Below are 19035 nucleotides of genomic sequence, written 5' to 3' on the forward strand. Positions count from 1 at the left end.
TTAGAAGTCAGGATCCCAATCCACTAAAATCTGTTTACCTTGCAGGTCCACCGTTTTGATGAACTGCTCAGGGACAAAGGGGATCATACGTTCCACTTTGCCGAAACTATCTTTAGCGTTGGCTTTAACGAGTAATACGTCGTTCGATCCTGTTTCCACGATCTGATCGACAATTCCCATGTTATAGCCAGTTGTATTGACCACTTCGCAACCGATGAGATCACGCCAGTAGAATTCATCTGCTGGCAAATCGTTCATCTGTTCCGGCAAAATCGCAATCTCACAATTTGTGAGCATTTGCGCTTGCTCCCGTGTTTCTACGCCATCAAGTAAGGCAACAACGGCCTTGCCTTGATAACGCCACTGGGTGACCTTTATTTCGCGCCACTCACCATTTTCTTTAATAAGCCAAGGCGAGTAGTCAAAGATACCTTCAACAGAATCGGTATAGGCGGTGATTTTCAGCCAACCTTTAATGCCATGACAGGAGCCTAATTTCCCCAGTACGACTGGCTGTTGGTTACTGCTCATCAATCTATACCTTAACGCTATTAAGCAGTTGCTTTACGAGCGTCTTTGATCAATTTTGCTACGCGTTCTGTAGCAGCTGCACCGTTAGAAACCCAGTGCTCAACGCGAGCTAGGTCTAAACGTAATGTTTCTTCTTGGCCACGGGCCAATGGGTTGAAGAAACCTACACGCTCAATGAAACGACCGTCACGAGCGTTACAGCTATCAGCAACAACGATGTTGTAAAATGGACGCTTTTTTGCGCCGCCACGAGCTAAACGAATGGTAACCATGCGTTTTCAATCCTCTAATGATTTGCTTTGAAGCAAAAATAAAAACTGGAACCCCGTGTTCGCGAAGAGTCCCAGATAGAAAGCCGGAAGATTTTACCTGAGTTTCCAACTAATGCAACCAAAGATGGCGATTATTACGCCTGCGTCCTTCGTTAGCGGTTCATTGTTACCAGAGTCAACCGACTGATAAAGTGCTAGGTTTAACTAAAAATGTCCGATTAACGGCCTGGAAATTTCATTCCAGGCGGCATCATGCCACGCATTCCGCGCATCATTTTTTGCATGCCGCCCTTAGCAGACATTTTTTTCATCATCTTTTGCATTTGCGTAAACTGTTTCAATAAACGGTTTACGTCTTGGATTTGCGTGCCAGAACCCGCAGCAATACGGCGCTTGCGTGAACCCTTGATTAAATCAGGGTTCTTACGCTCTTTGGACGTCATCGAATTAATGATGGCCTCCATTTGGCCTGTCATCTTGCCGTCTTGGATTTGCGCTAAGGCTTCTGGGGGCAATTGACCCACACCGGGCAGTTTTTCCAGCATGTTCATCATGCCGCCCATGTTTTTCATTTGCTGTAACTGCTCACGGAAATCTTCTAAATCGAAACTGCCACCCTGCTTCACTTTCGAAGCCAGTTTCATGGCCTTTTCTTTATCGACGCCGCGCTCAACTTCTTCGATAAGCGATAACACATCGCCCATGCCCAAAATACGCGAGGCAATACGATCGGGATGGAACGGTTCTAACGCGTCGGTCTTTTCACCGACACCGAGGAATTTAATCGGCTTGCCAGTAATATGGCGAATCGATAACGCTGCACCACCGCGGGCATCACCATCGACTTTGGTTAAGATAACCCCTGTCAGTGGTAAAGCTTCGTTAAACGCCTTAGCCGTGTTCGCCGCATCTTGACCTGTCATAGCATCCACAACGAACAAGGTCTCAATAGGCTTGACCGCAGCGTGTAAGCCTTTGATCTCGTCCATCATGGCTTCGTCGACGTGCAGACGACCTGCGGTATCGAGGATCACCACATCAATGAACTTTAATTTAGCGTGGGCAATCGCCGCTTTCGCAATGTCGATTGGCTTTTGGCTGACGTCCGATGGGAAAAACTCCACCGCGACTTCTTGCGCTAACGTCTCAAGCTGTTTAATCGCCGCTGGGCGGTAAACGTCGGCACTGACCACCAATACCGATTTTTTATGGCGTTCGCGTAAAAATTTACCCAGTTTGGCCACACTGGTAGTTTTACCCGCACCTTGCAGACCCGCCATCATGATCACGGCTGGCGGCTGAGTGGCTAAATCTAAGGCTTCATTCGCCTCGCCCATGGATTTTTCAAGTTCACTTTGAACTATCTTAATGAAGGCTTGACCAGGGCTTAAGCTTTTAGAGACTTCTTGGCCAACGGCACGTTCTTTTACATTATTAACGAATTCGCGCACCACAGGCAGGGCAACATCGGCCTCCAGCAGTGCCATACGCACTTCGCGCAGGGTTTCCTTAACATTTTCTTCAGTTAAGCGACCACGGCCACTGATATTTTTCAGTGTGCGTGACAGTCTGTCGGTTAGGTTCTCAAACATCGTCCTGTTCTATACCTTTAAGAATCTCGATTGATGGGCTGTATTATAACGATGCATGCGCATTATGCTACTGCTGCACCCATCTTGATTGTGGTTAAGTGTTTTACTTGCGCTGAGTCATGTTTTATTGTCGTTAACACACTATTTAACCCTAACAATAAGAATCTGCTAAATTTTGCAACTCATGTCACTGCCCATTTGCCGACAGCTCATGTTATTCTAGGGAAAATATTGATCTGTATGCCCCGTTTATAAGGCACCTTTAACTACACAAATAGGTTAATTACCCATGGTCATCTTTTCTGCCTCAGCCATGTTTTTTTATTGCATTGCATTGGTACTAGTGACGAGTCGATTGTTCCACCCCGACGGTCCGAATCGCCGCGCCGTCGCAGGCATAGCAGCCATTGCGGTCATTCTGCATGCTGCTGCATTATCCCAAGTGATTTTCACCACTGATGGGCAAAACTTTAGCCTGACGAACGTGATTTCCTTAGTGAACTGGATTATCGCCTTTACTTTTACTGTGTTGATGTTCAGGCTGAAGGTGATTGTTGTAGTGCCTGTGGTTTACGCCTGCTCTGTGCTCTCGGTGGCCCTACTCTGGTTATTGCCGCCTAAGTTCATCACGCATTTTGAGCTTTATCCTGAAGTATTAGCCCACGTAGTATTGTCACTCATGGCCTACAGTGCCCTGATGATTGCCGCCCTGTATGCGATACAACTGGCGATGATCCAAAATAAGCTGAAGAAAAAACAATTTATGCTGAGCCCAGGCATTCCGCCACTGATGACAGTTGAGAAACAACTTTATCATTTAGTGATTATCGGCGTTATCTTGCTCAGTTTGTCACTCGCAACCGGCTTTATCTTCCTTGAAGACATGTTCGCCGATGGCAAAGGTCATAAGGCAATCCTGTCGATAATGGCTTGGTTTGTATACATTACTATGTTGTGGCAACAGTATTGGGTCGGCTGTAAAATTCGTACCGCAGTCATTTACACTTTGACTGGCGCCACCTTACTTTCGCTCGCTTATTTTGGCGCGCGCATTGTCAAAGAGTTAATCCTCAACTAAACATTTAAGTCGGCAAAGGCAGTTAATGCCGCTGCCGACTTGACACTTTTTTTAAATGTCGGTATTTACTTAAGTTTACTGGCCATATTGGAGCCTTTTTTGGACGCTATATCGACAAGCGCACTCCTGATCGTTTTACTAGTGCTTATCCTATTCTCTGCCTATTTCTCAGGCTCAGAAACCGCCATGATGACACTCAACCGTTACCGTCTACGCCACTTAGCCAGCAATGGCCATAAAGGGGCGATTAGAGCTTTGAAGTTGCTTGAGCGTCCAGACCGTTTGATTGGCTTAATCTTAATCGGCAATAACTTAGTCAATATTTTAGCATCGGCTATCGCCACCATTATTGGTATGCGCCTCTGGGGGGACTTAGGTGTCGCCATCGCTACCGGTGTGCTGACACTCGTTGTATTGGTATTTGCTGAAGTCACCCCCAAAACCATCGCCGCACTAAATCCCGAACGTATCGCCTTCCCCTCCAGCATACTACTGCGCTGGTTGTTGATCCTATTAGCGCCTTTCGTGAAAGGCGTTAACCTCATCACGTCAGGCTTTTTACGTTTAATGGGAATTAAAACCGTCAATAGTAGCGATGCGTTGAGCCAAGAAGAGTTGCGCACTGTCGTACATGAAGCTGGGGCACTTATCCCCCAACGTCACCAAGAAATGCTGTTATCTATCCTAGATTTAGAGAAAGTCACCGTTGAAGACATTATGGTGCCGCGCTCAGATATCTACGGGATTAACGTTAATGACGAATTTAAAGTCATCAATCGTCAGGTGATCCAAAGTCCACATACCCGAGTGCTAGTGTATCGCGACACAGTTGACGATGCTGTGGGCTTTATTCATTTGCGCGATGCCCTGCGATTACAATCTAAAGAGCAATTCAGCAAGTCATCTCTGCTGCGCGCAGTGAAAGAACTCTACTTTGTGCCAGAAGGTACGCCACTCAATGTGCAGTTGGCTAACTTCCAACAGAACAAAGAGCGTATCGGCTTAGTAGTTGATGAATATGGTGACATTCAAGGTCTAGTGACGCTCGAAGATATTCTCGAAGAGATTGTCGGCGACTTTACCACTTCAATGTTAACCACGCCGAGTGAAGATATCAAAGTGCAGCAAGATGGCAGTTATTTAGTCGATGCCAGCATTACCATTCGCGATTTGAATAAAGAAATGAAGTGGAACTTCCCGACCGACGGCCCTAAAACCCTCAACGGTCTGATCCTAGAATACCTAGAGGAAATCCCCTCAGCTAACACCAGTTTACGTTTAGCCGGTTATCCCTTAGAGATTATCGATGTAGCAGAAAATATGATTAAAACTGTGCGAATCATACCGCTGCATTATCACCCGCCCAGAGCTTAGCTTTCGATTTGCCCCATAAAAAATCGGCCGAACCACATACTAATATGTAGTCCGGCCGACTGCTCCCCCAAGCAATACTTTTCCCAAGTGATGTAACGAGTTAAATCTTTTTGGCCTCAAGTGCGCGGCGCTTTTCAATCGCCATCGGCGTTATCTGGGCATTGAGCGCCTTTTCTAAGCCCAACATAAAATACACTTCCGCCATCAAGAAGAATGGCCCAATTAATAACTGATTCAAATCATCTACAAAGGCAGGCTTGGCTTTTTCATATTTATGGCCAATTAACTGGAACACCCAGCCCACCACAAATACCCCTAGGGCAAGCCAAGTGGCACCGGCAATATGCGCCGCCCATTCAGTTGTGAGCAGTACAGGAACCATAAATAAGATCAGCCCCATTGAGAGCCTTAAGTGTAAACGGACATAGTAGGCCGACACTAACACGCCGACAATCACGGCTAAACTGGTCTCACCCAGACTGCCCAGCGGAATACGTACAGTGGCCAGCAACAAGAAAGCAGACCAAATAATCAGTGGGATACCAATAAAATGGGTCTGAATATTACGGTGATTTAAATGCACACTTTTGTAGGTCGATAACTGCTCTGCGGCGGATTTCATTTTGGGTTCCTCTTCATTTGCCCCTGCTTTTAACTGCGCCAAATTGAGCGACGCGCAAGCCATAAACTAGCGCAAAACAATTAAGCTGAACAGTAAAAGTAAACGAATTGTTGCACTTTATTGTTTGGTACTTATTTTGATACCCATCCAGAAATGAAAAAAGGAACCCTAAGGTTCCTTTTTGATAGACGACAAACACCAACTCGGGTTTATTGAGACTCTATGATTACCGTCGCAATCGCATAGGATTTTTCATCGGCAATAGAGATATGCCCAACCGTCGCTTTAAGCTGCTGTAAGCGCGCTAAAGCACCCTCGGTAAAGTGAATCGTCGGCGCACCATCCGCATTGTTGCCAATGTGAATATGCTGAAACGACACGCCGCGGCCAATGCCCGTACCGAGCGCTTTGGCTGCAGCTTCTTTGGCGGCAAAACGCTTGGCAAGATAACGGCTTGGCTGACTATGGGAAGTATATATGGCCAACTCAGCCTCGGTCAGCACACGTTTCGCCAGCTTGTCGCCTGCGCGCGCCACATGCGCCTGAATACGCTCAATCTCGACGATATCTGTGCCTAGGCCGACAATCGCCATTATTCGCCTCGACGACCTTCAAGCATTAACACTTTCATGTCTTTCACTGCTGTCGCTAAACCGTCAATGGCGGCACGGGCGACAATCGCATGGCCGATATTGAGTTCATATAACTCAGGAATCGCCGCAATCGGTTTAACGTTGTGGTAATGCAAACCATGACCCGCGTTAACCACTAAACCTTTGCCATGGGCGTATTTGGCCATTTCGCTAATACGCGCTAACTCAGTGGCTTCTTCTGCTTCCGTTTTCGCATCGGCATAACAGCCAGTATGGATTTCGATAAGCGGTGCGCCAGAGGCAACAGCGGCATCGATTTGGGTTTTATCGGCATCAATAAATAAGGAAACTTGAATGCCCTCAGCGGCTAAACGAGTAACCGCAGCAGTGATTTTATCTAACTGCCCCGCCACATCTAAACCGCCTTCAGTGGTGACTTCTTGACGCTTTTCTGGCACTAAACAGACATAGGTCGGCTTAATTTCACAGGCGATGTTAAGCATTTCTTCAGTCACCGCGCATTCGAAATTCATGCGGGTTTTTAAGGTTTTCGCCAGCAGATACACATCGCGGTCTATGATGTGGCGTCTGTCTTCACGCAAATGGATAGTGATACCATCGGCGCCCGCATGTTCAGCAACGGCGGCGGCATGCACAGGATCAGGATAACTGGTGCCACGCGCCTGACGCAGGGTAGCAATATGGTCGATATTCACGCCCAATAAGATACGGCTCATCGGGAACTCCTTAATGTTGAACGCTGATATTGCGGCTTATTGTACTTAGGCTTACACAAAAAAACAGGAGCTAGGGCGAATTATTCCCATCAATCTTGGTTGGCGTAGCAGCGCTGACGAACAATTGTCGACTCAGCAAAGGTTTAGTCCCGAGTAATGGCTTTAACAGGGAGCGCATCAATAACTTAGCGCTCAAAAAATGCACATCGGTGAGTTGGTTATCGTTAAGCGCCGTCAACATGGCACCTTGATAGGCATTGCGAGCACGGGAGTTGAGCACAAATTGAAAGCCTAACTCAGGCACGAGCTGGTAATAATCTTCAGCAACGAGTGGTTCGCCCTGAGTATCGCGGCTAAGCGAAGGCATAAAACCTAATTCCCGCAGCAAGGCGAGCTCAATATAACGCAGTTGGGATTGGCAAAACTTCGCGGCAAGGCCGACTAAGGCTTGATGATAAATGAGGAACAACTCTTCGGCGTTGTGCTGCACAGACAAAGTGCGAACCAATAACTCATTGATATACATGCCCGCAAACAAACTTTGGCCAGATAGAGGCACAGCAGGCGCAGCGGCTTCGACTTGAGTTAAGGTTTTTAATTCAGACTTACCGCTAAATTCGAAGATCAGCGGTTGAAAGGGCTGGAGAATACTCTTGATAGAGCGCTTACCGCTGCCTGTTCGGGCAACCACATCGACCCGTCCAATGCCGTCAACTAAGAGGTTAACTAAGACACTGGACTCTCGATACGGACGATGATGCAGAACATAGCCACGTTTCATCGGTAAGCGCGCTCGCTGGAATTAATGCTTAATCGTCGCCGTAACCTAAGCTACGCAGGGCGCGTTCATCATCGGCCCAACCAGATTTCACTTTCACCCACACTTCAAGGAAGACTTTATTATCAAACAAGGTTTCCATGTCTAAGCGGGCTTGAGTCGCAATAGTGCGAATACGTTCGCCCTTGCTACCGATCACCATACGTTTTTGACCTTCACGCTCAACGAGGATCAGGGCATTGATTTGATAAACGCCATTTTCCATCATCTTAAACTGTTCGATCTCAACCGTCGCATCATAGGGTAATTCATCACCTAGGAAGCGCATCAGTTTTTCACGCACAATTTCCGACGCCATAAAACGTTGCGAACGGTCAGTAACATAATCTTCAGGGAAGAAGAAAGGTCCCTCAGGAATCGATGCCGCTGCCAGCTCTAAAATTCGCTGGACGTTAGTACCCTTGCTGGCTGAAATTGGCAAAATTTCATCGAAAGGATATTTTTTGGCGACTTCTTCCAAATACGGGAACAGTGATTCTTTGTCTTTGATATTATCGACTTTGTTGATCGCCAGAATCGTCTGACGCTCTTCGCCGCCACGGCGTAATTTGCTCAGCACCATCTCATCATCGGCGGTCCATGTCATGCCATCGACCACGAAAATGACCATAGCCACATCGGCAAGCGAACTGGCCGCTGCGCGGTTCATCAGGCGGTTAATCGCCCGCTGCTCTTCAATGTGCAAACCCGGTGTATCGATAAACACAATTTGCTTAGGACCATCGGTATGAATACCCATAATACGGTGGCGCGTCGTTTGCGGCTTTTTAGAAGTAATACTCACCTTCTGGCCAAGCAAACGGTTGATTAACGTCGATTTACCGACGTTAGGGCGACCAATGATCGCCACCATGCCGCAATAAGTCACATCGTATTGGGCCGACGGCGTTGGCGCGGCCGCATTCATCCTTGCCAGTAATTCATCTAAACTCGGCTCAGTTGCCGCTTTTGCAGCATCGATACCTGACAAGTCTGTTTTTTTGGTCATTTCTTTAGTAACTCCAATACTTGAGCGGCCGCGATTTGCTCGGCTTTACGGCGTGAACTCGCCACACCAATGACGCTTTGGCTCAAGTCTTCAATACGACATTCAACGGTAAATGTCTGATCGTGGGCATCGCCTTCTATGTTGATTACTTGGTAATCAGGCAGTGGCTTTTTAAACCCTTGTAAATGTTCTTGCAGTAAGGTTTTCGCGTCTTTCTGGCTGATCCCAGGTTGAATTTCGGCCAAACGCTCGGCATACCATTTCAGCAATAATGCACGGCAAACTTCGAGATCGGAATCAAGGTAAACGGCGCCAATAATGGCTTCAACCGCATCGGCAAGAATCGACTCGCGTCTAAATCCGCCACTTTTTAATTCACCAGGACCAAGATATAAATAATCGCCGAGCTTAAATTCTTGGGCGATGATCGTTAAGGTATCACCGCGCACTAAGGTAGCGCGCATCCGGCTTAAATCGCCTTCGGTCGCCTTCGGAAACTGATGATATAAGGCATCAGAAATCACAATAGATAAAATTGAATCACCTAAAAACTCTAAGCGTTCATTGTGTTTATTTGCCGCACTTCTGTGGGTCAGCGCTTGAGTCAACAGCTCAATATTCTTGAACTCATAACTTAAAGTACGACACAAACGTGGCAAATTTTTAATCGGTTCCATGCTATTTAATTCCACCTACACGCTCAAAACGCACGCCGCTAGGTACCCAAGTTGGGAGGAAGTCGGCTTTTGAGCGGTCAAATTCAAAACTAATCCAAATCGCTACCGCTTTACCTACTAGGTTTTCTTCTGGCACAAAGCCCCAAAAACGACTGTCGGTGCTGTTATCGCGGTTATCACCCATGGCAAAGTAATGGCCTTCAGGCACTAAAAACTCACCCGCAGGTAAATTACCTTCGCGTTTAAAATATCCCAGCATGTCGGGACGACTTGGGTTGATCAAAATATCGTGGGCGACTTCGCCCAGTTGCTCCGTGTAACGCAGTAATGGCACGCCATCTTGGCTGTAATCACCACGACTGATTTCAGTGCGGGCGATAACTTGTGGTTCTGGGCAATCTGTTTGCTCAACGCCACAGGCCTTCTGGATCATCAACTGCTTATTACGGTAAATAATTCTATCACCCGGTAAACCGACAACACGTTTGATGTAGTCAATTGTCGGGTTTTCAGGGTATTTAAACACGATCACATCACCGCGTTTTGGCTCGCCGGTTTCAACCAGTTTAGTGCGCCATACAGGATCTTTAAGCCCATAACTGAATTTTTCCACCAGAATGAAGTCACCCACTAAGAGGGTTGGCATCATAGAACCCGATGGGATTTGAAATGGTTCATAAATGAATGAACGCAGGATCAACACAAAGGCAATCACAGGGAAAATAGAGTGCGCGGTTTCGACTATGGTCGATTCACGAATGATTTGGTACTCGGCTTCTTCGGTTAACGTCGCTTGCGAGGCCTTGGCTAACGCTAAACTCTCACGACGCTTAGGGGCGAATGCGAGCACATCGACTAACCAAATAAGTCCCGAGATCAGGGTGATTAGCACTAGAATAATGGAAAAATACGCTGCCATTGCTTATTGAACTCCTGCTTTAAAATCATTTAAAGGTGCCTAACTCAGCGAATATCATACTTTAGTTAACTTACCGTATTCGACCTTGGTAAACCAAAGTGATAAACCAATGCGATAACCTAACTAAAGCGCCGCAAACAGCGGCGCAATAGTCAACTAAATGGTCATTTCTTATGCTAACGATTACTCGTTTAGCTTAAGTACCGCTAAGAATGCCTCCTGTGGCACCTCAACGTTACCCACTTGCTTCATCCGTTTCTTACCCTCTTTTTGTTTATTTAAGAGTTTTTTCTTACGAGAAACGTCGCCGCCATAACATTTAGCCGTTACGTCTTTACGCAGGGCTTTCACGGTTGAACGAGCAATAATTTGACTGCCCACAGCCGCTTGAATCGCGATATCAAACATCTGACGCGGGATCAGCTCTTTCATCTTATCGACTAAGGCTAAACCACGGTGACGAATGTTGGATCTATGGATAACCATAGCCAAGGCATCGACTCTGTCGCCGTTGATGAGAATATCTAAACGCACCATGTCAGCGGGATCGAAACGAATAAAGTTATATTCGAGTGATGCATAGCCACGGCTAGTGGATTTCAAACGGTCGAAGAAGTCCATGACCACTTCCGCCATTGGCAGATGATATGTCACAGCCACTTGGTTACCGTGGTAAACCATGTTCACTTGCGTGCCACGTTTTTCAATACACAAGGTAATCACGTTACCTAAGTATTCTTTTGGCACTAAAATGTTGGCCTCAACAATCGGCTCACGCATTTCTTCGATGTTGTTAATCGCTGGTAGATCAGACGGGTTATCAACGTAAATCGTTTCACCGCTGGTCATCACCACTTCGTACACTACGGTTGGCGCTGTAGTGATCAACTCTAGGTTGTATTCACGCTCTAAACGCTCTTGGACGATTTCCATGTGCAGCAGGCCTAAATAGCCAATGCGGAAACCAAAACCGAGTGCCGATGAACTTTCTGGTTCGAAGAATAATGACGCATCGTTCAGGCTGAGCTTATTCAGCGCATCACGGAAGTTTTCATATTCGTCAGTAGAAATCGGGAATACACCAGCGTATACCTGAGGCTTCACTTTCTTAAAACCAGGTAACGGCTTTTCAGCACCGTTTTTGGCTAAAGTTAATGTATCGCCCACGGGCGCGCCGTGAATTTCTTTAAGACCCGCAATCACAAAGCCTACTTCACCGGTTTTAAGTTCGGTTTTATCAGTTTGTTTTGGGGTGAAAATACCGACGCGATCCGCAGTGTGGTTTTGTCCTGTAGACATCACCTTAAACTTGTCACCTTTTTTCAGGCTACCGTGTTTAATTCGCACTAAAGACACTACGCCTAGGTAGTTATCAAACCAAGAATCGATGATCAAGGCTTGCAATGGTGCGTTAGGATCGCCTTCTGGCGGTGGAATTTTGGCAACAATGACTTCTAAAACCTCGTCGACACCGACACCGGTTTTAGCCGAACAACGCACAGCATCCATAGCATCGATACCGACGATATCTTCAATCTCGGCAGCAACACGTTCTGGATCGGCTTGTGGTAAGTCAATCTTGTTTAAAATGGGTACCACATCTAGATTCATATCCAGCGCGGTGTAACAGTTTGCCAGTGTCTGAGCTTCAACGCCCTGACCCGCATCAACCACCAGCAAAGCGCCTTCACAGGCTGCTAATGAGCGCGAGACCTCGTAGGAGAAGTCAACGTGACCTGGGGTATCAATAAAGTTGAGTTGATAGACAAGGCCATCTTTGGCTTTGTAATCCAAAGTGACACTTTGTGCCTTAATCGTAATACCACGCTCACGTTCTAGATCCATAGAATCTAAAACTTGAGAATCCATTTCACGGTCGGTTAAACCGCCACAAACCTGAATAAGACGATCTGATAGCGTCGATTTACCATGGTCGATATGGGCAATAATTGAGAAGTTTCTAATTTGTTTCATTATGCTGCAATGACTAATACTGAAAATGGATACGGTTCAAAGGAGCGAAATTGTACCTGATTGCGGTTTCAATACCAATCACATTCACTCCTACTTAGGACAGACCGATAAAACAACGCCCAAAACCGCAGTTAGCTGTTATTTGATAAAAAATAACACATTGAAATTATTGAGCTAATTCTTGTAAATTGATGCTCATGCCCAAATAGGCCAAAATCACAGGTTGAGCATCGACTTCTAAGCGTTTGGCCTGTTGCTTACCAAAAGACCACGCAAGCAAGGCACCAATGGCCGCAAAGCCCATGGCACCGAGGTTAGGATTAAACTCAAGCAACTGGCCTAAAAATTGGCCTAACGCCGCGCCAACAAACAAACCAAACAGCGGCATTAAATAGATTAATGCCGCAGCTTTGAGGATCACGCTCTCGGGAAGTCCTAATTTGAGTAACTCACCCGCCTCGCAGCGGCGCTCACTCTGAATCGAAAATTGCTGGGTTTTCGAGGAAAAAGCCTGAGCCACAGCAGAAGTCCCGCAAGACTCACTGTTACTGCAGCTCTTACAGGTACTCTTAAGTTCGACTTCAACCGTCAACCAGCCTTGGCTATCACTGGCGACGACTCGAGCAATTTCTTCCATCATAATCGGCGTCCTATTCTAGCGTCAGACTTTTAGCAATGCGTGTTAGAGTTTCTGTCGGCACTTTACCCACAGCAACCACTTCGGCATTACCCACTTTTTCTGAGACTAACGACAAACCATTACGGGTGATTAACTCCTCAGGCAATGGACTTGTACTTGCTCTCGCAACATAAACGGAGATACTCGCTAGCCCATCAGTTAGTGCTATGTATTCCACCGCCTCATGGCTACCAATCAATCTATGGTGATCACGCACGACCACAGTAAAACCTGCGGGTAACCAAGCAAATTGCCAGTTTTGACCGTCTTGGCGCTCGGCTTGATCGATAACTGCAGGCCATTCTTGCTTATAGGCTTCTTGCAAAATGGCTGGCGGCTCGCTGAATTCGATGAGTTCAATCACCATGATCTGCTCAAGCAATTGCTTATCTTGAGTCAGCATGTCGTATCGCAGCGGCAGATAGGTTTCCATATCGAGCCAAATTTGAAAGCCATAACGGAATTCATCATTGGGCAATAGGCGGATCATTTGCCCCGGACGACCAGCAATACGGGTGCGACCACCAAGCACAAACTGATAACCCACTTCTAAATCCGCCATATTGGCAGAAAAAGCGGCTGGCCAAACACCTTGGATATGATTAGAAACAATACTGTATGCAGGCTCGTCGTGCTCAATAAAGGTGACACGATTGCCGACACGCACAGCATTTTTAGGTGGACCGTTAAGGTATTCTAGAAAGGCAACTTCTTGATTATTCACCTTACCGTGCAGGTAAACCAAAGGCCGAATATGATCGGCCTGAAGTTGAATAATCGATGCTTTAAACTCTTTCTCTCGTAAAGCCTGACTCATTTTCTCGAGCCAGACTTTGGCAGGCATATCTTCCTGCGCCATCGCAGGAAAGACCAAGGCTAATAAAGCCAACAGGATTAGACGCAAGCTAACTCCTCGTTATTGATTGACCGGAACGGGTACGACCTCGGTATTGTCTTCTACAACCGCACCGGTATTCAATCGTTGTTGCAACATATGATCTTGAATATAAGTATTAATTCGGCGACGCTGCTCGTTCACCTGATCATTGGTATAACCTTGATTCTGTTGAACTGGACCCGTTTGTAGACTCACAGGTGATGCGCTACCAATTAGCGGTCTGGTAATCAATACGGGCGATGGTGACGCGGCATCATCGGCGCTCTGATTGTAATTCTGCACACCGACAATCGCAAACATGGCAACCGTCGCAGCAATGGCATATTGGCCAAATTGCTTAAACAAAGGTACGACGCGGTTTTGCTGCGCATTGGCGGCAACTTGCGGGGTTACAGGTGCAGCAACCTTAGACGCATGGTGCTTAGGCGCAACTATCGCTGGCTCAAGCTCAATGGCGGCGGCAATGCTAGCAGAGAGATCTAACACAATATTCTGCGGCAACTCGCCACGCATGGCATCGCCTATCATATGATAGTTATGCCATTTATCATGTGAATGTGTATCAGCAGATAACTCTGCCATGGTCTGCGCATCAGTCTCTCCATCGACTGCGGCAGATACCCATTCTTGACCTAATTTATCCATTTTTCACCTGTCTAAATATAAGGGTTTCTTAAAATAAGAATTTAGGCTTCCAGCAACGGCTGGAGCTTTTTATCTATTGCCTCTCGAGCTCGGAAGATACGCGATCTTACGGTCCCTACGGGGCAATCCATGACTATGGCAATGTCTTCATAACTCATACCATCAAGTTCACGCAACGAGATGGCCATTCGTAATTCTTCTGGCAGCGTTTCTAAGGTATCGAAAATCACTTTTTTGATTTCTTCCGATAACAATAGCCGTTCTGGGGAGGCGAACTCCTTCAGCGCGTCACTGCCTTCATAATATTCGGCATCTTCTGCATCAACATCATTAGCGGGCGTTCTGCGCCCCTGTGATACGAGATAATTCTTCGCAGTGTTTACTGCGATGCGGTACAACCAAGTATAAAATGCACTTTCACCGCGAAAGTTTGGCAAAGCTCGATAAGCTTTGATAAACGCTTCCTGTGCGACATCTGCAACGTCCGCTTGGTTCCGTACATAACGGGATATCAAGCTAATGACTTTACTTTGATATTTAAGCACTAACAGGTTAAAAGCGTTTTTATCACCTTGTTGTACGCGCTCAACTAATTGTTGATCACTTAATTGTCCACTCATCCGAGCCGACTTCTCCTAAATCTAAAATGCTGATTTCTCAGTCGCTCGAATCATATTCACTTATGTAGACTCGCGTACTTTGAAAAAGTTCTAAAAAATATACAAAAAAAGTAAGGTTAAAAGGAAAGTACCCATAATCCGTGAGTTGGTTTACCATAGTTGGCACTCTTCAGTCACATCATGATACCCGATGAAACAAGTAGTTGAACACCAATCTGACATATTAGTCATAGGTAGCGGTGCCGCAGGTCTGACACTAGCTTTGCATCTTGCTGAAAAAGCAAAAGTAATTCTGCTTTCAAAAGGCCCACTCTCGGAAGGGTCGACTTACTACGCCCAGGGCGGTATCGCCTCCGTCTTCGACGAAAGTGACACTATCGAATCCCATGTTGCAGACACATTAATCGCAGGTGCGGGTTTATGCGACAAAGACGTCGTCACTTTTACCGCTGAAAATGCTAAGAGTGCGATGCAATGGCTTATCGAATGTGGCGTCGCCTTCGATAAAGAAGAAACCACTGACGGTAATGCAAAAGACGCACCTTACCATTTAACCCGTGAAGGCGGCCATAGCCACAGACGTATTCTGCACGCTGCCGATGCCACAGGCAAAGAAGTGCAAACAACGCTGCAAGAACGCGCACTCGCCCACCCCAATATTCAAGTTTTAGAACGCTATAACGCCATCGACCTCATCACCACCCGTAAGTTAAATCGCCCAGGTAATCGTGTGTTAGGCGCTTATGTGTGGAATCGCAACGAAGAACACGTCGAAACGGTTAAGGCCAAGTTTGTTGCGTTAGCAACAGGCGGTAGCTCTAAGGTTTATCAATATACCTCAAACCCCGATGTTGCTAGCGGCGATGGTATTGCCATGGCATGGCGTGCAGGTTGCCGCGTGGCGAATATGGAGTTCAACCAATTCCATCCGACATGTTTGTACCATGCAGACGCGCGCAACTTCTTACTCACTGAAGCCCTGCGTGGTGAAGGTGCGTACCTGCGTCGTCCAGACGGCAGTCGTTTTATGCCGGACTTTGATGAACGCGCTGAACTCGCCCCCCGTGACATCGTTGCCCGTGCCATCGACTATGAGATGAAACGACTCGGTGCCGATTGCGTGTATCTGGATATCAGCCATAAAGATGCTGACTTTGTGATGAAGCATTTCCCAACCATCTATAGCCGTTGCTTAGAGCTGGGAATTGATATCACGAAAGATGCAATCCCTGTGGTCCCTGCCGCGCACTATACCTGTGGTGGTGTGATGACAGATATGCACGGTCAAACCGATCTTAATGGCCTCTATGCCATTGGTGAAGTGGCCTATACCGGCCTGCATGGCGCGAATCGTCTGGCGAGTAACTCGCTACTCGAATGTTTAGTGTTTGCCCGTGCGGCGTCACATGACATAGAGAGCCAGCTGTATAAAATTCAAATGCCGGGACAAATTCCCGCATGGGATGAAAGCAAAGTCTCTAACTCGGACGAAGAAGTGGTCATCGCCCATAACTGGCACGAACTGCGGTTATTCATGTGGGACTACGTTGGGATCGTGCGCTCGGATAAACGTCTGGAACGCGCTCTACGTCGCTGTCTGATGTTACAGCAAGAAATTCAGGAGTATTACAGTAACTTCAGAGTCAGCAATAACTTGCTCGAATTACGTAACTTAGTGCAAGTGGCTGAGTTGATTATTCGCTGTGCCATGGAGCGTAAAGAAAGCCGTGGTCTGCATTTTAATATTGACCATCCAGAGAAATTAGACGCGCCGCGCCCAACAATTTTACTACCCGAAAAGTAACAGCTTAGGTTCTTATGTGCTTAGGCTCTTATATACTTAAGTTCTTATGTGACTTAATGATAAACAGACTAAATCTCAGTATGAGGTTTAGTCTGTTGTATTTTAGCCCGCAGCAACAGCCGACATAAATGCCGATAGTCAGTATCGTCTAGCATATCCGCCCAAACCATCAAGAGCCGCAACTGAGTATCCACTTCGATATACATCAAGCAAACAAAGGGGGTCACCCAAGTTCGCTTTAATACCTGAAAGTGCTCACCCGTTGACAAACGTCCCTCGCCTTTATCACTAAGCACAAAATCTAAACGCCAATGCTGCAGTCGCCACAACTGTGATAGCAAGAAAACACAAACTAGCAGGATAAACAGATATTTAAGCAGGGATAAGGCGAGATTATCGCTCTGGGGCCAGAGTAAAAATGAGCTAGAACAGACACAAATAAAAACGACCAACGAGAGTCGTTGGTCGAAGGAGGCTTTTAAGATGAAACTATGGTGCCGGTCTTCCACGGACTTTCACTACCATACGCGCGAGTTCAGCATCAGGGCAAACTTCATGGCCCATAAACCATGCAAACAATTCGGGATCTTCACATTCCAACAAACGGATAAACACGGTTTTATCTTCATCGGACATTTCTTGATAGAAGTTTTCAACAAAAGGTTGAAACAAAACGTCTAATTCCAGCATCCCGCGGCGACATGCCCAGCGAACCCTTGCGATGTTCATTAATTCCAAGGTATTTCTCCCAACACAGATTTGGCATTAGTCTATCAGTTCAGTGACTAAAGTGTCGATTAACCCTTCACATTGGCTCACAAAATTAGCATTGTTTTACTTGCATATCGCGTCCCGCAAAGAGATCGCTGAAATCTGTGTCCAATAAGCGCTTTACCGCAGGATGTTGGATCATACGTTCGGCAAACATCACATGGTATTCCTCTTTCACATCCGTGGTTTCACCGAGCAAATTCATCCCATGGGAAATCACTTCTTGGCGATAAATCGACGGCGTGACAAATATCCCCCGTTTAAGGTAACCAAAGGCCTTCATCATGGCCGCATCGTCGAACTCACCCAAGATACTGACTTTAAGATTTTGTTCGTCAAACCAGCGATATAACTGCTGTCCAAGTGAGGTTCTGCGGCCGGGAATTAATAGCTGGCCTTGCTCTAAACAGGCGGGGAAATCAGCACTATAAGTATCAGCGGAGAAAAAACTCACACCACACTCGCCCAACTTTTTAGATAAGATTTCGGGATACTTCAGTGATTCACCGGCGCAATCGGAGAGGATCATATCCAATTTATGCTCACGTAAACGCGCCATCAGGCTTTCGTGGGTCGCCTCATAGCAAGCTAAATGCATAGAACTGTCATTGGGGACGACGGATAACAAGACACGGCTGACTAAGGCTTTAGACAAAGCATCGGCGATACCCACTTCGAAAAGCATGGCATCATCTTTTTGATAGTTAAGTAAATCGAGCATTTCATAGCTAAGACTAAACATCTTATCTGCGTAGCGAAATACCAACTCACCTAACTCAGTGGCTTCCAGTGTCCGCCCTACTCGCTTGAATAAACTGCCATTCAACCTGTCTTCTAGGGCACGAATTTGCCCCGTTATCGTTTGCGGCGTTAAACAGAGGGCTTCAGCCGCCTTAGCAACCGAGCCCTTTTTCTTAATCATCCAAAAATAATACAGGTGGTTGTAATTCAAGTGCAGCATGCTCATCCGTTGTGAATCGTCCCTCATACGCCCAAGGCGCAGAGGGATTATAAATCTATTGTTTTAAATCAGTTTATTGCAAACGCTGGCAATCAAGCAAGTTTGTGACTATGCCTTGTAATTGCTCCAAATCAGTCGCATTACCCAGACTTACCGCTTCAGTGACACCTGACACTAAAACATGACGTTCAGGGATACGTTCAGCGCAATAGGTCCGATTCGCCTCTTGGAAACGTTTACCGCCGCGATATTTAAGCGCCCTTGATTCATAACCATTGGTTTCTAATCTCGCCCCTAAGGAATCAGATTTAAACATCAGAGCGCCATCCACTATCCCTTCAAGATAGCTTTGGCAGGTCTTCGAGTTCGCATCCTGATTACAGGCCGATATTTGCGATGCCGTCGCGGTTGTCGATAGACATAAGAGTGTTGCCATTCCCATTAATTTCAACTTTATCATAG

22 protein-coding genes are annotated in these 19035 nt (G+C 46.5%); 3 read left to right on the forward strand and 19 right to left on the reverse strand.

The window, feature by feature from the left end; all coding sequences use genetic code 11:
* The 3 genes from rimM to ffh all read right to left on the reverse strand — a co-directional run bounded on the left by rimM (position 1) and on the right by ffh (position 2395).
* On the reverse strand, positions 1 to 531 hold the full coding sequence (gene rimM / locus KV201_RS06170; RefSeq protein ID WP_006080789.1) for a ribosome maturation factor RimM: 531 nt from the start codon (positions 529 to 531) through the stop codon (positions 1 to 3).
* Positions 532 to 551: 20 nt separating this feature from the next.
* On the reverse strand, positions 552 to 803 hold the full coding sequence (rpsP, locus tag KV201_RS06175) for a 30S ribosomal protein S16 (RefSeq protein ID WP_226058829.1): 252 nt from the start codon (positions 801 to 803) through the stop codon (positions 552 to 554).
* A 218-nt stretch (positions 804 to 1021) separates the two neighbouring features.
* Positions 1022 to 2395, reverse strand: a complete 1374-nt coding sequence (gene ffh / locus KV201_RS06180; RefSeq protein ID WP_006080787.1) for a signal recognition particle protein — start codon at positions 2393 to 2395, stop codon at positions 1022 to 1024.
* A gap of 289 nt (positions 2396 to 2684) precedes the next feature.
* Between ffh and KV201_RS06185 the strand changes: the two genes are divergently transcribed.
* Together KV201_RS06185 and KV201_RS06190 are read left to right on the forward strand one after the other, a co-directional pair.
* Positions 2685 to 3473, forward strand: a complete 789-nt coding sequence (locus tag KV201_RS06185; RefSeq protein WP_006080786.1) for an inner membrane protein YpjD — start codon at positions 2685 to 2687, stop codon at positions 3471 to 3473.
* 99 nt (positions 3474 to 3572) lie between these two features.
* Complete coding sequence (locus tag KV201_RS06190) at positions 3573 to 4847, forward strand: HlyC/CorC family transporter (protein WP_006080785.1); 1275 nt, start codon at positions 3573 to 3575, stop codon at positions 4845 to 4847.
* Positions 4848 to 4947: 100 nt separating this feature from the next.
* On the opposite strand, the gene KV201_RS06195 is transcribed toward KV201_RS06190, so the two are convergent.
* From KV201_RS06195 to rpoE, 12 genes are all read right to left on the reverse strand, one after another.
* The gene (locus KV201_RS06195) at positions 4948 to 5469 is read right to left on the reverse strand and encodes a DUF962 domain-containing protein (RefSeq protein WP_226058830.1); all 522 of its coding nucleotides are present in this window, start codon (positions 5467 to 5469) and stop codon (positions 4948 to 4950) included.
* Between the two features lie 209 nt (positions 5470 to 5678).
* Entirely contained in the window at positions 5679 to 6062 is a 384-nt protein-coding gene (acpS, locus tag KV201_RS06200) for a holo-ACP synthase (protein ID WP_071939194.1), read from the reverse strand.
* Entirely contained in the window at positions 6062 to 6799 is a 738-nt protein-coding gene (gene pdxJ / locus KV201_RS06205) for a pyridoxine 5'-phosphate synthase (RefSeq protein WP_006080782.1), read from the reverse strand. The genes acpS and pdxJ overlap by 1 nt, the downstream gene beginning before the upstream one ends.
* 70 nt (positions 6800 to 6869) lie before the next feature.
* On the reverse strand, positions 6870 to 7580 hold the full coding sequence (recO, locus tag KV201_RS06210; protein ID WP_006080781.1) for a DNA repair protein RecO: 711 nt from the start codon (positions 7578 to 7580) through the stop codon (positions 6870 to 6872).
* Between the two features lie 28 nt (positions 7581 to 7608).
* Positions 7609 to 8625: a GTPase Era gene (gene era, locus KV201_RS06215; protein ID WP_006080780.1), complete on the reverse strand. Its 1017-nt coding sequence runs from the start codon at positions 8623 to 8625 to the stop codon at positions 7609 to 7611.
* Positions 8622 to 9302, reverse strand: a complete 681-nt coding sequence (gene rnc, locus KV201_RS06220; RefSeq protein WP_006080779.1) for a ribonuclease III — start codon at positions 9300 to 9302, stop codon at positions 8622 to 8624. The genes era and rnc overlap by 4 nt, the downstream gene beginning before the upstream one ends.
* A 1-nt stretch (position 9303) precedes the next feature.
* Positions 9304 to 10221 (reverse strand): signal peptidase I, encoded by a 918-nt coding sequence (lepB, locus tag KV201_RS06225; RefSeq protein ID WP_006085066.1) that lies wholly within the window; start codon positions 10219 to 10221, stop codon positions 9304 to 9306.
* A 183-nt stretch (positions 10222 to 10404) separates the two neighbouring features.
* On the reverse strand, positions 10405 to 12195 hold the full coding sequence (gene lepA, locus KV201_RS06230) for a translation elongation factor 4 (RefSeq protein WP_071939196.1): 1791 nt from the start codon (positions 12193 to 12195) through the stop codon (positions 10405 to 10407).
* Between the two features lie 166 nt (positions 12196 to 12361).
* Positions 12362 to 12835: a SoxR reducing system RseC family protein gene (locus KV201_RS06235; RefSeq protein ID WP_226058831.1), complete on the reverse strand. Its 474-nt coding sequence runs from the start codon at positions 12833 to 12835 to the stop codon at positions 12362 to 12364.
* A 10-nt stretch (positions 12836 to 12845) separates the two neighbouring features.
* Positions 12846 to 13778 (reverse strand): MucB/RseB C-terminal domain-containing protein, encoded by a 933-nt coding sequence (locus KV201_RS06240; protein WP_006080775.1) that lies wholly within the window; start codon positions 13776 to 13778, stop codon positions 12846 to 12848.
* A 12-nt stretch (positions 13779 to 13790) separates the two neighbouring features.
* A complete protein-coding gene (locus KV201_RS06245; RefSeq protein WP_226058832.1) occupies positions 13791 to 14417 on the reverse strand; it encodes a sigma-E factor negative regulatory protein in 627 nt (208 codons plus the stop codon).
* Positions 14418 to 14458: 41 nt separating this feature from the next.
* Positions 14459 to 15037 carry an RNA polymerase sigma factor RpoE gene (gene rpoE / locus KV201_RS06250; protein WP_006080773.1) on the reverse strand — a complete coding sequence of 193 codons (579 nt, stop codon included), beginning with the start codon at positions 15035 to 15037 and terminating at the stop codon, positions 14459 to 14461.
* A 190-nt stretch (positions 15038 to 15227) separates the two neighbouring features.
* Between rpoE and nadB the strand changes: the two genes are divergently transcribed.
* Positions 15228 to 16841, forward strand: a complete 1614-nt coding sequence (gene nadB / locus KV201_RS06255; RefSeq protein ID WP_006080772.1) for an L-aspartate oxidase — start codon at positions 15228 to 15230, stop codon at positions 16839 to 16841.
* Between the two features lie 68 nt (positions 16842 to 16909).
* Here nadB and KV201_RS06260 read toward each other — a convergent pair whose 3' ends face one another.
* The 4 genes from KV201_RS06260 to KV201_RS06275 form a co-directional block, all read right to left on the reverse strand.
* On the reverse strand, positions 16910 to 17350 hold the full coding sequence (locus KV201_RS06260; protein WP_006080771.1) for a protein YgfX: 441 nt from the start codon (positions 17348 to 17350) through the stop codon (positions 16910 to 16912).
* Entirely contained in the window at positions 17331 to 17579 is a 249-nt protein-coding gene (locus KV201_RS06265) for a succinate dehydrogenase assembly factor 2 (protein ID WP_006080770.1), read from the reverse strand. Before KV201_RS06265 ends, KV201_RS06260 begins: the two co-directional genes overlap by 20 nt.
* Before the next feature lie 85 nt (positions 17580 to 17664).
* Positions 17665 to 18573, reverse strand: coding sequence for a transcriptional activator NhaR (gene nhaR, locus KV201_RS06270; protein WP_063884532.1), 909 nt, complete (start codon positions 18571 to 18573; stop codon positions 17665 to 17667).
* A 73-nt stretch (positions 18574 to 18646) separates the two neighbouring features.
* Positions 18647 to 19033 (reverse strand): hypothetical protein, encoded by a 387-nt coding sequence (locus KV201_RS06275; protein WP_006080768.1) that lies wholly within the window; start codon positions 19031 to 19033, stop codon positions 18647 to 18649.
* Between the last annotated feature and the right edge of the window lie 2 nt (positions 19034 to 19035).

The sequence above is a fragment of the Shewanella sp. SR1 genome (assembly GCF_020447145.1).
Lineage (GTDB): Bacteria > Pseudomonadota > Gammaproteobacteria > Enterobacterales > Shewanellaceae > Shewanella > Shewanella baltica.

Bases quoted from the DNA above. Each gene is read 5' to 3' on its own strand.
- ffh (WP_006080787.1), bottom strand. From the start codon at position 2,395: ATGTTTGAGAACCTAACCGACAGACTGTCACGCACACTGAAAAATATC.
- KV201_RS06235 (WP_226058831.1), bottom strand. From the start codon at position 12,835: ATGATGGAAGAAATTGCTCGAGTCGTCGCCAGTGATAGCCAAGGCTGG.
- lepB (WP_006085066.1), bottom strand. From the start codon at position 10,221: ATGGCAGCGTATTTTTCCATTATTCTAGTGCTAATCACCCTGATCTCG.
- acpS (WP_071939194.1), bottom strand. From the start codon at position 6,062: ATGGCGATTGTCGGCCTAGGCACAGATATCGTCGAGATTGAGCGTATT.
- KV201_RS06185 (WP_006080786.1), top strand. From the start codon at position 2,685: ATGGTCATCTTTTCTGCCTCAGCCATGTTTTTTTATTGCATTGCATTG.
- rimM (WP_006080789.1), bottom strand. From the start codon at position 531: ATGAGCAGTAACCAACAGCCAGTCGTACTGGGGAAATTAGGCTCCTGT.
- KV201_RS06195 (WP_226058830.1), bottom strand. From the start codon at position 5,469: ATGAAATCCGCCGCAGAGCAGTTATCGACCTACAAAAGTGTGCATTTA.
- KV201_RS06275 (WP_006080768.1), bottom strand. From the start codon at position 19,033: ATGATAAAGTTGAAATTAATGGGAATGGCAACACTCTTATGTCTATCG.
- rnc (WP_006080779.1), bottom strand. From the start codon at position 9,302: ATGGAACCGATTAAAAATTTGCCACGTTTGTGTCGTACTTTAAGTTAT.
- lepA (WP_071939196.1), bottom strand. From the start codon at position 12,195: ATGAAACAAATTAGAAACTTCTCAATTATTGCCCATATCGACCATGGT.
- rpoE (WP_006080773.1), bottom strand. From the start codon at position 15,037: ATGAGTGGACAATTAAGTGATCAACAATTAGTTGAGCGCGTACAACAA.
- era (WP_006080780.1), bottom strand. From the start codon at position 8,625: ATGACCAAAAAAACAGACTTGTCAGGTATCGATGCTGCAAAAGCGGCA.
- recO (WP_006080781.1), bottom strand. From the start codon at position 7,580: ATGAAACGTGGCTATGTTCTGCATCATCGTCCGTATCGAGAGTCCAGT.
- KV201_RS06245 (WP_226058832.1), bottom strand. From the start codon at position 14,417: ATGGATAAATTAGGTCAAGAATGGGTATCTGCCGCAGTCGATGGAGAG.
- nadB (WP_006080772.1), top strand. From the start codon at position 15,228: ATGAAACAAGTAGTTGAACACCAATCTGACATATTAGTCATAGGTAGC.
- pdxJ (WP_006080782.1), bottom strand. From the start codon at position 6,799: ATGAGCCGTATCTTATTGGGCGTGAATATCGACCATATTGCTACCCTG.
- rpsP (WP_226058829.1), bottom strand. From the start codon at position 803: ATGGTTACCATTCGTTTAGCTCGTGGCGGCGCAAAAAAGCGTCCATTT.
- nhaR (WP_063884532.1), bottom strand. From the start codon at position 18,573: ATGCTGCACTTGAATTACAACCACCTGTATTATTTTTGGATGATTAAG.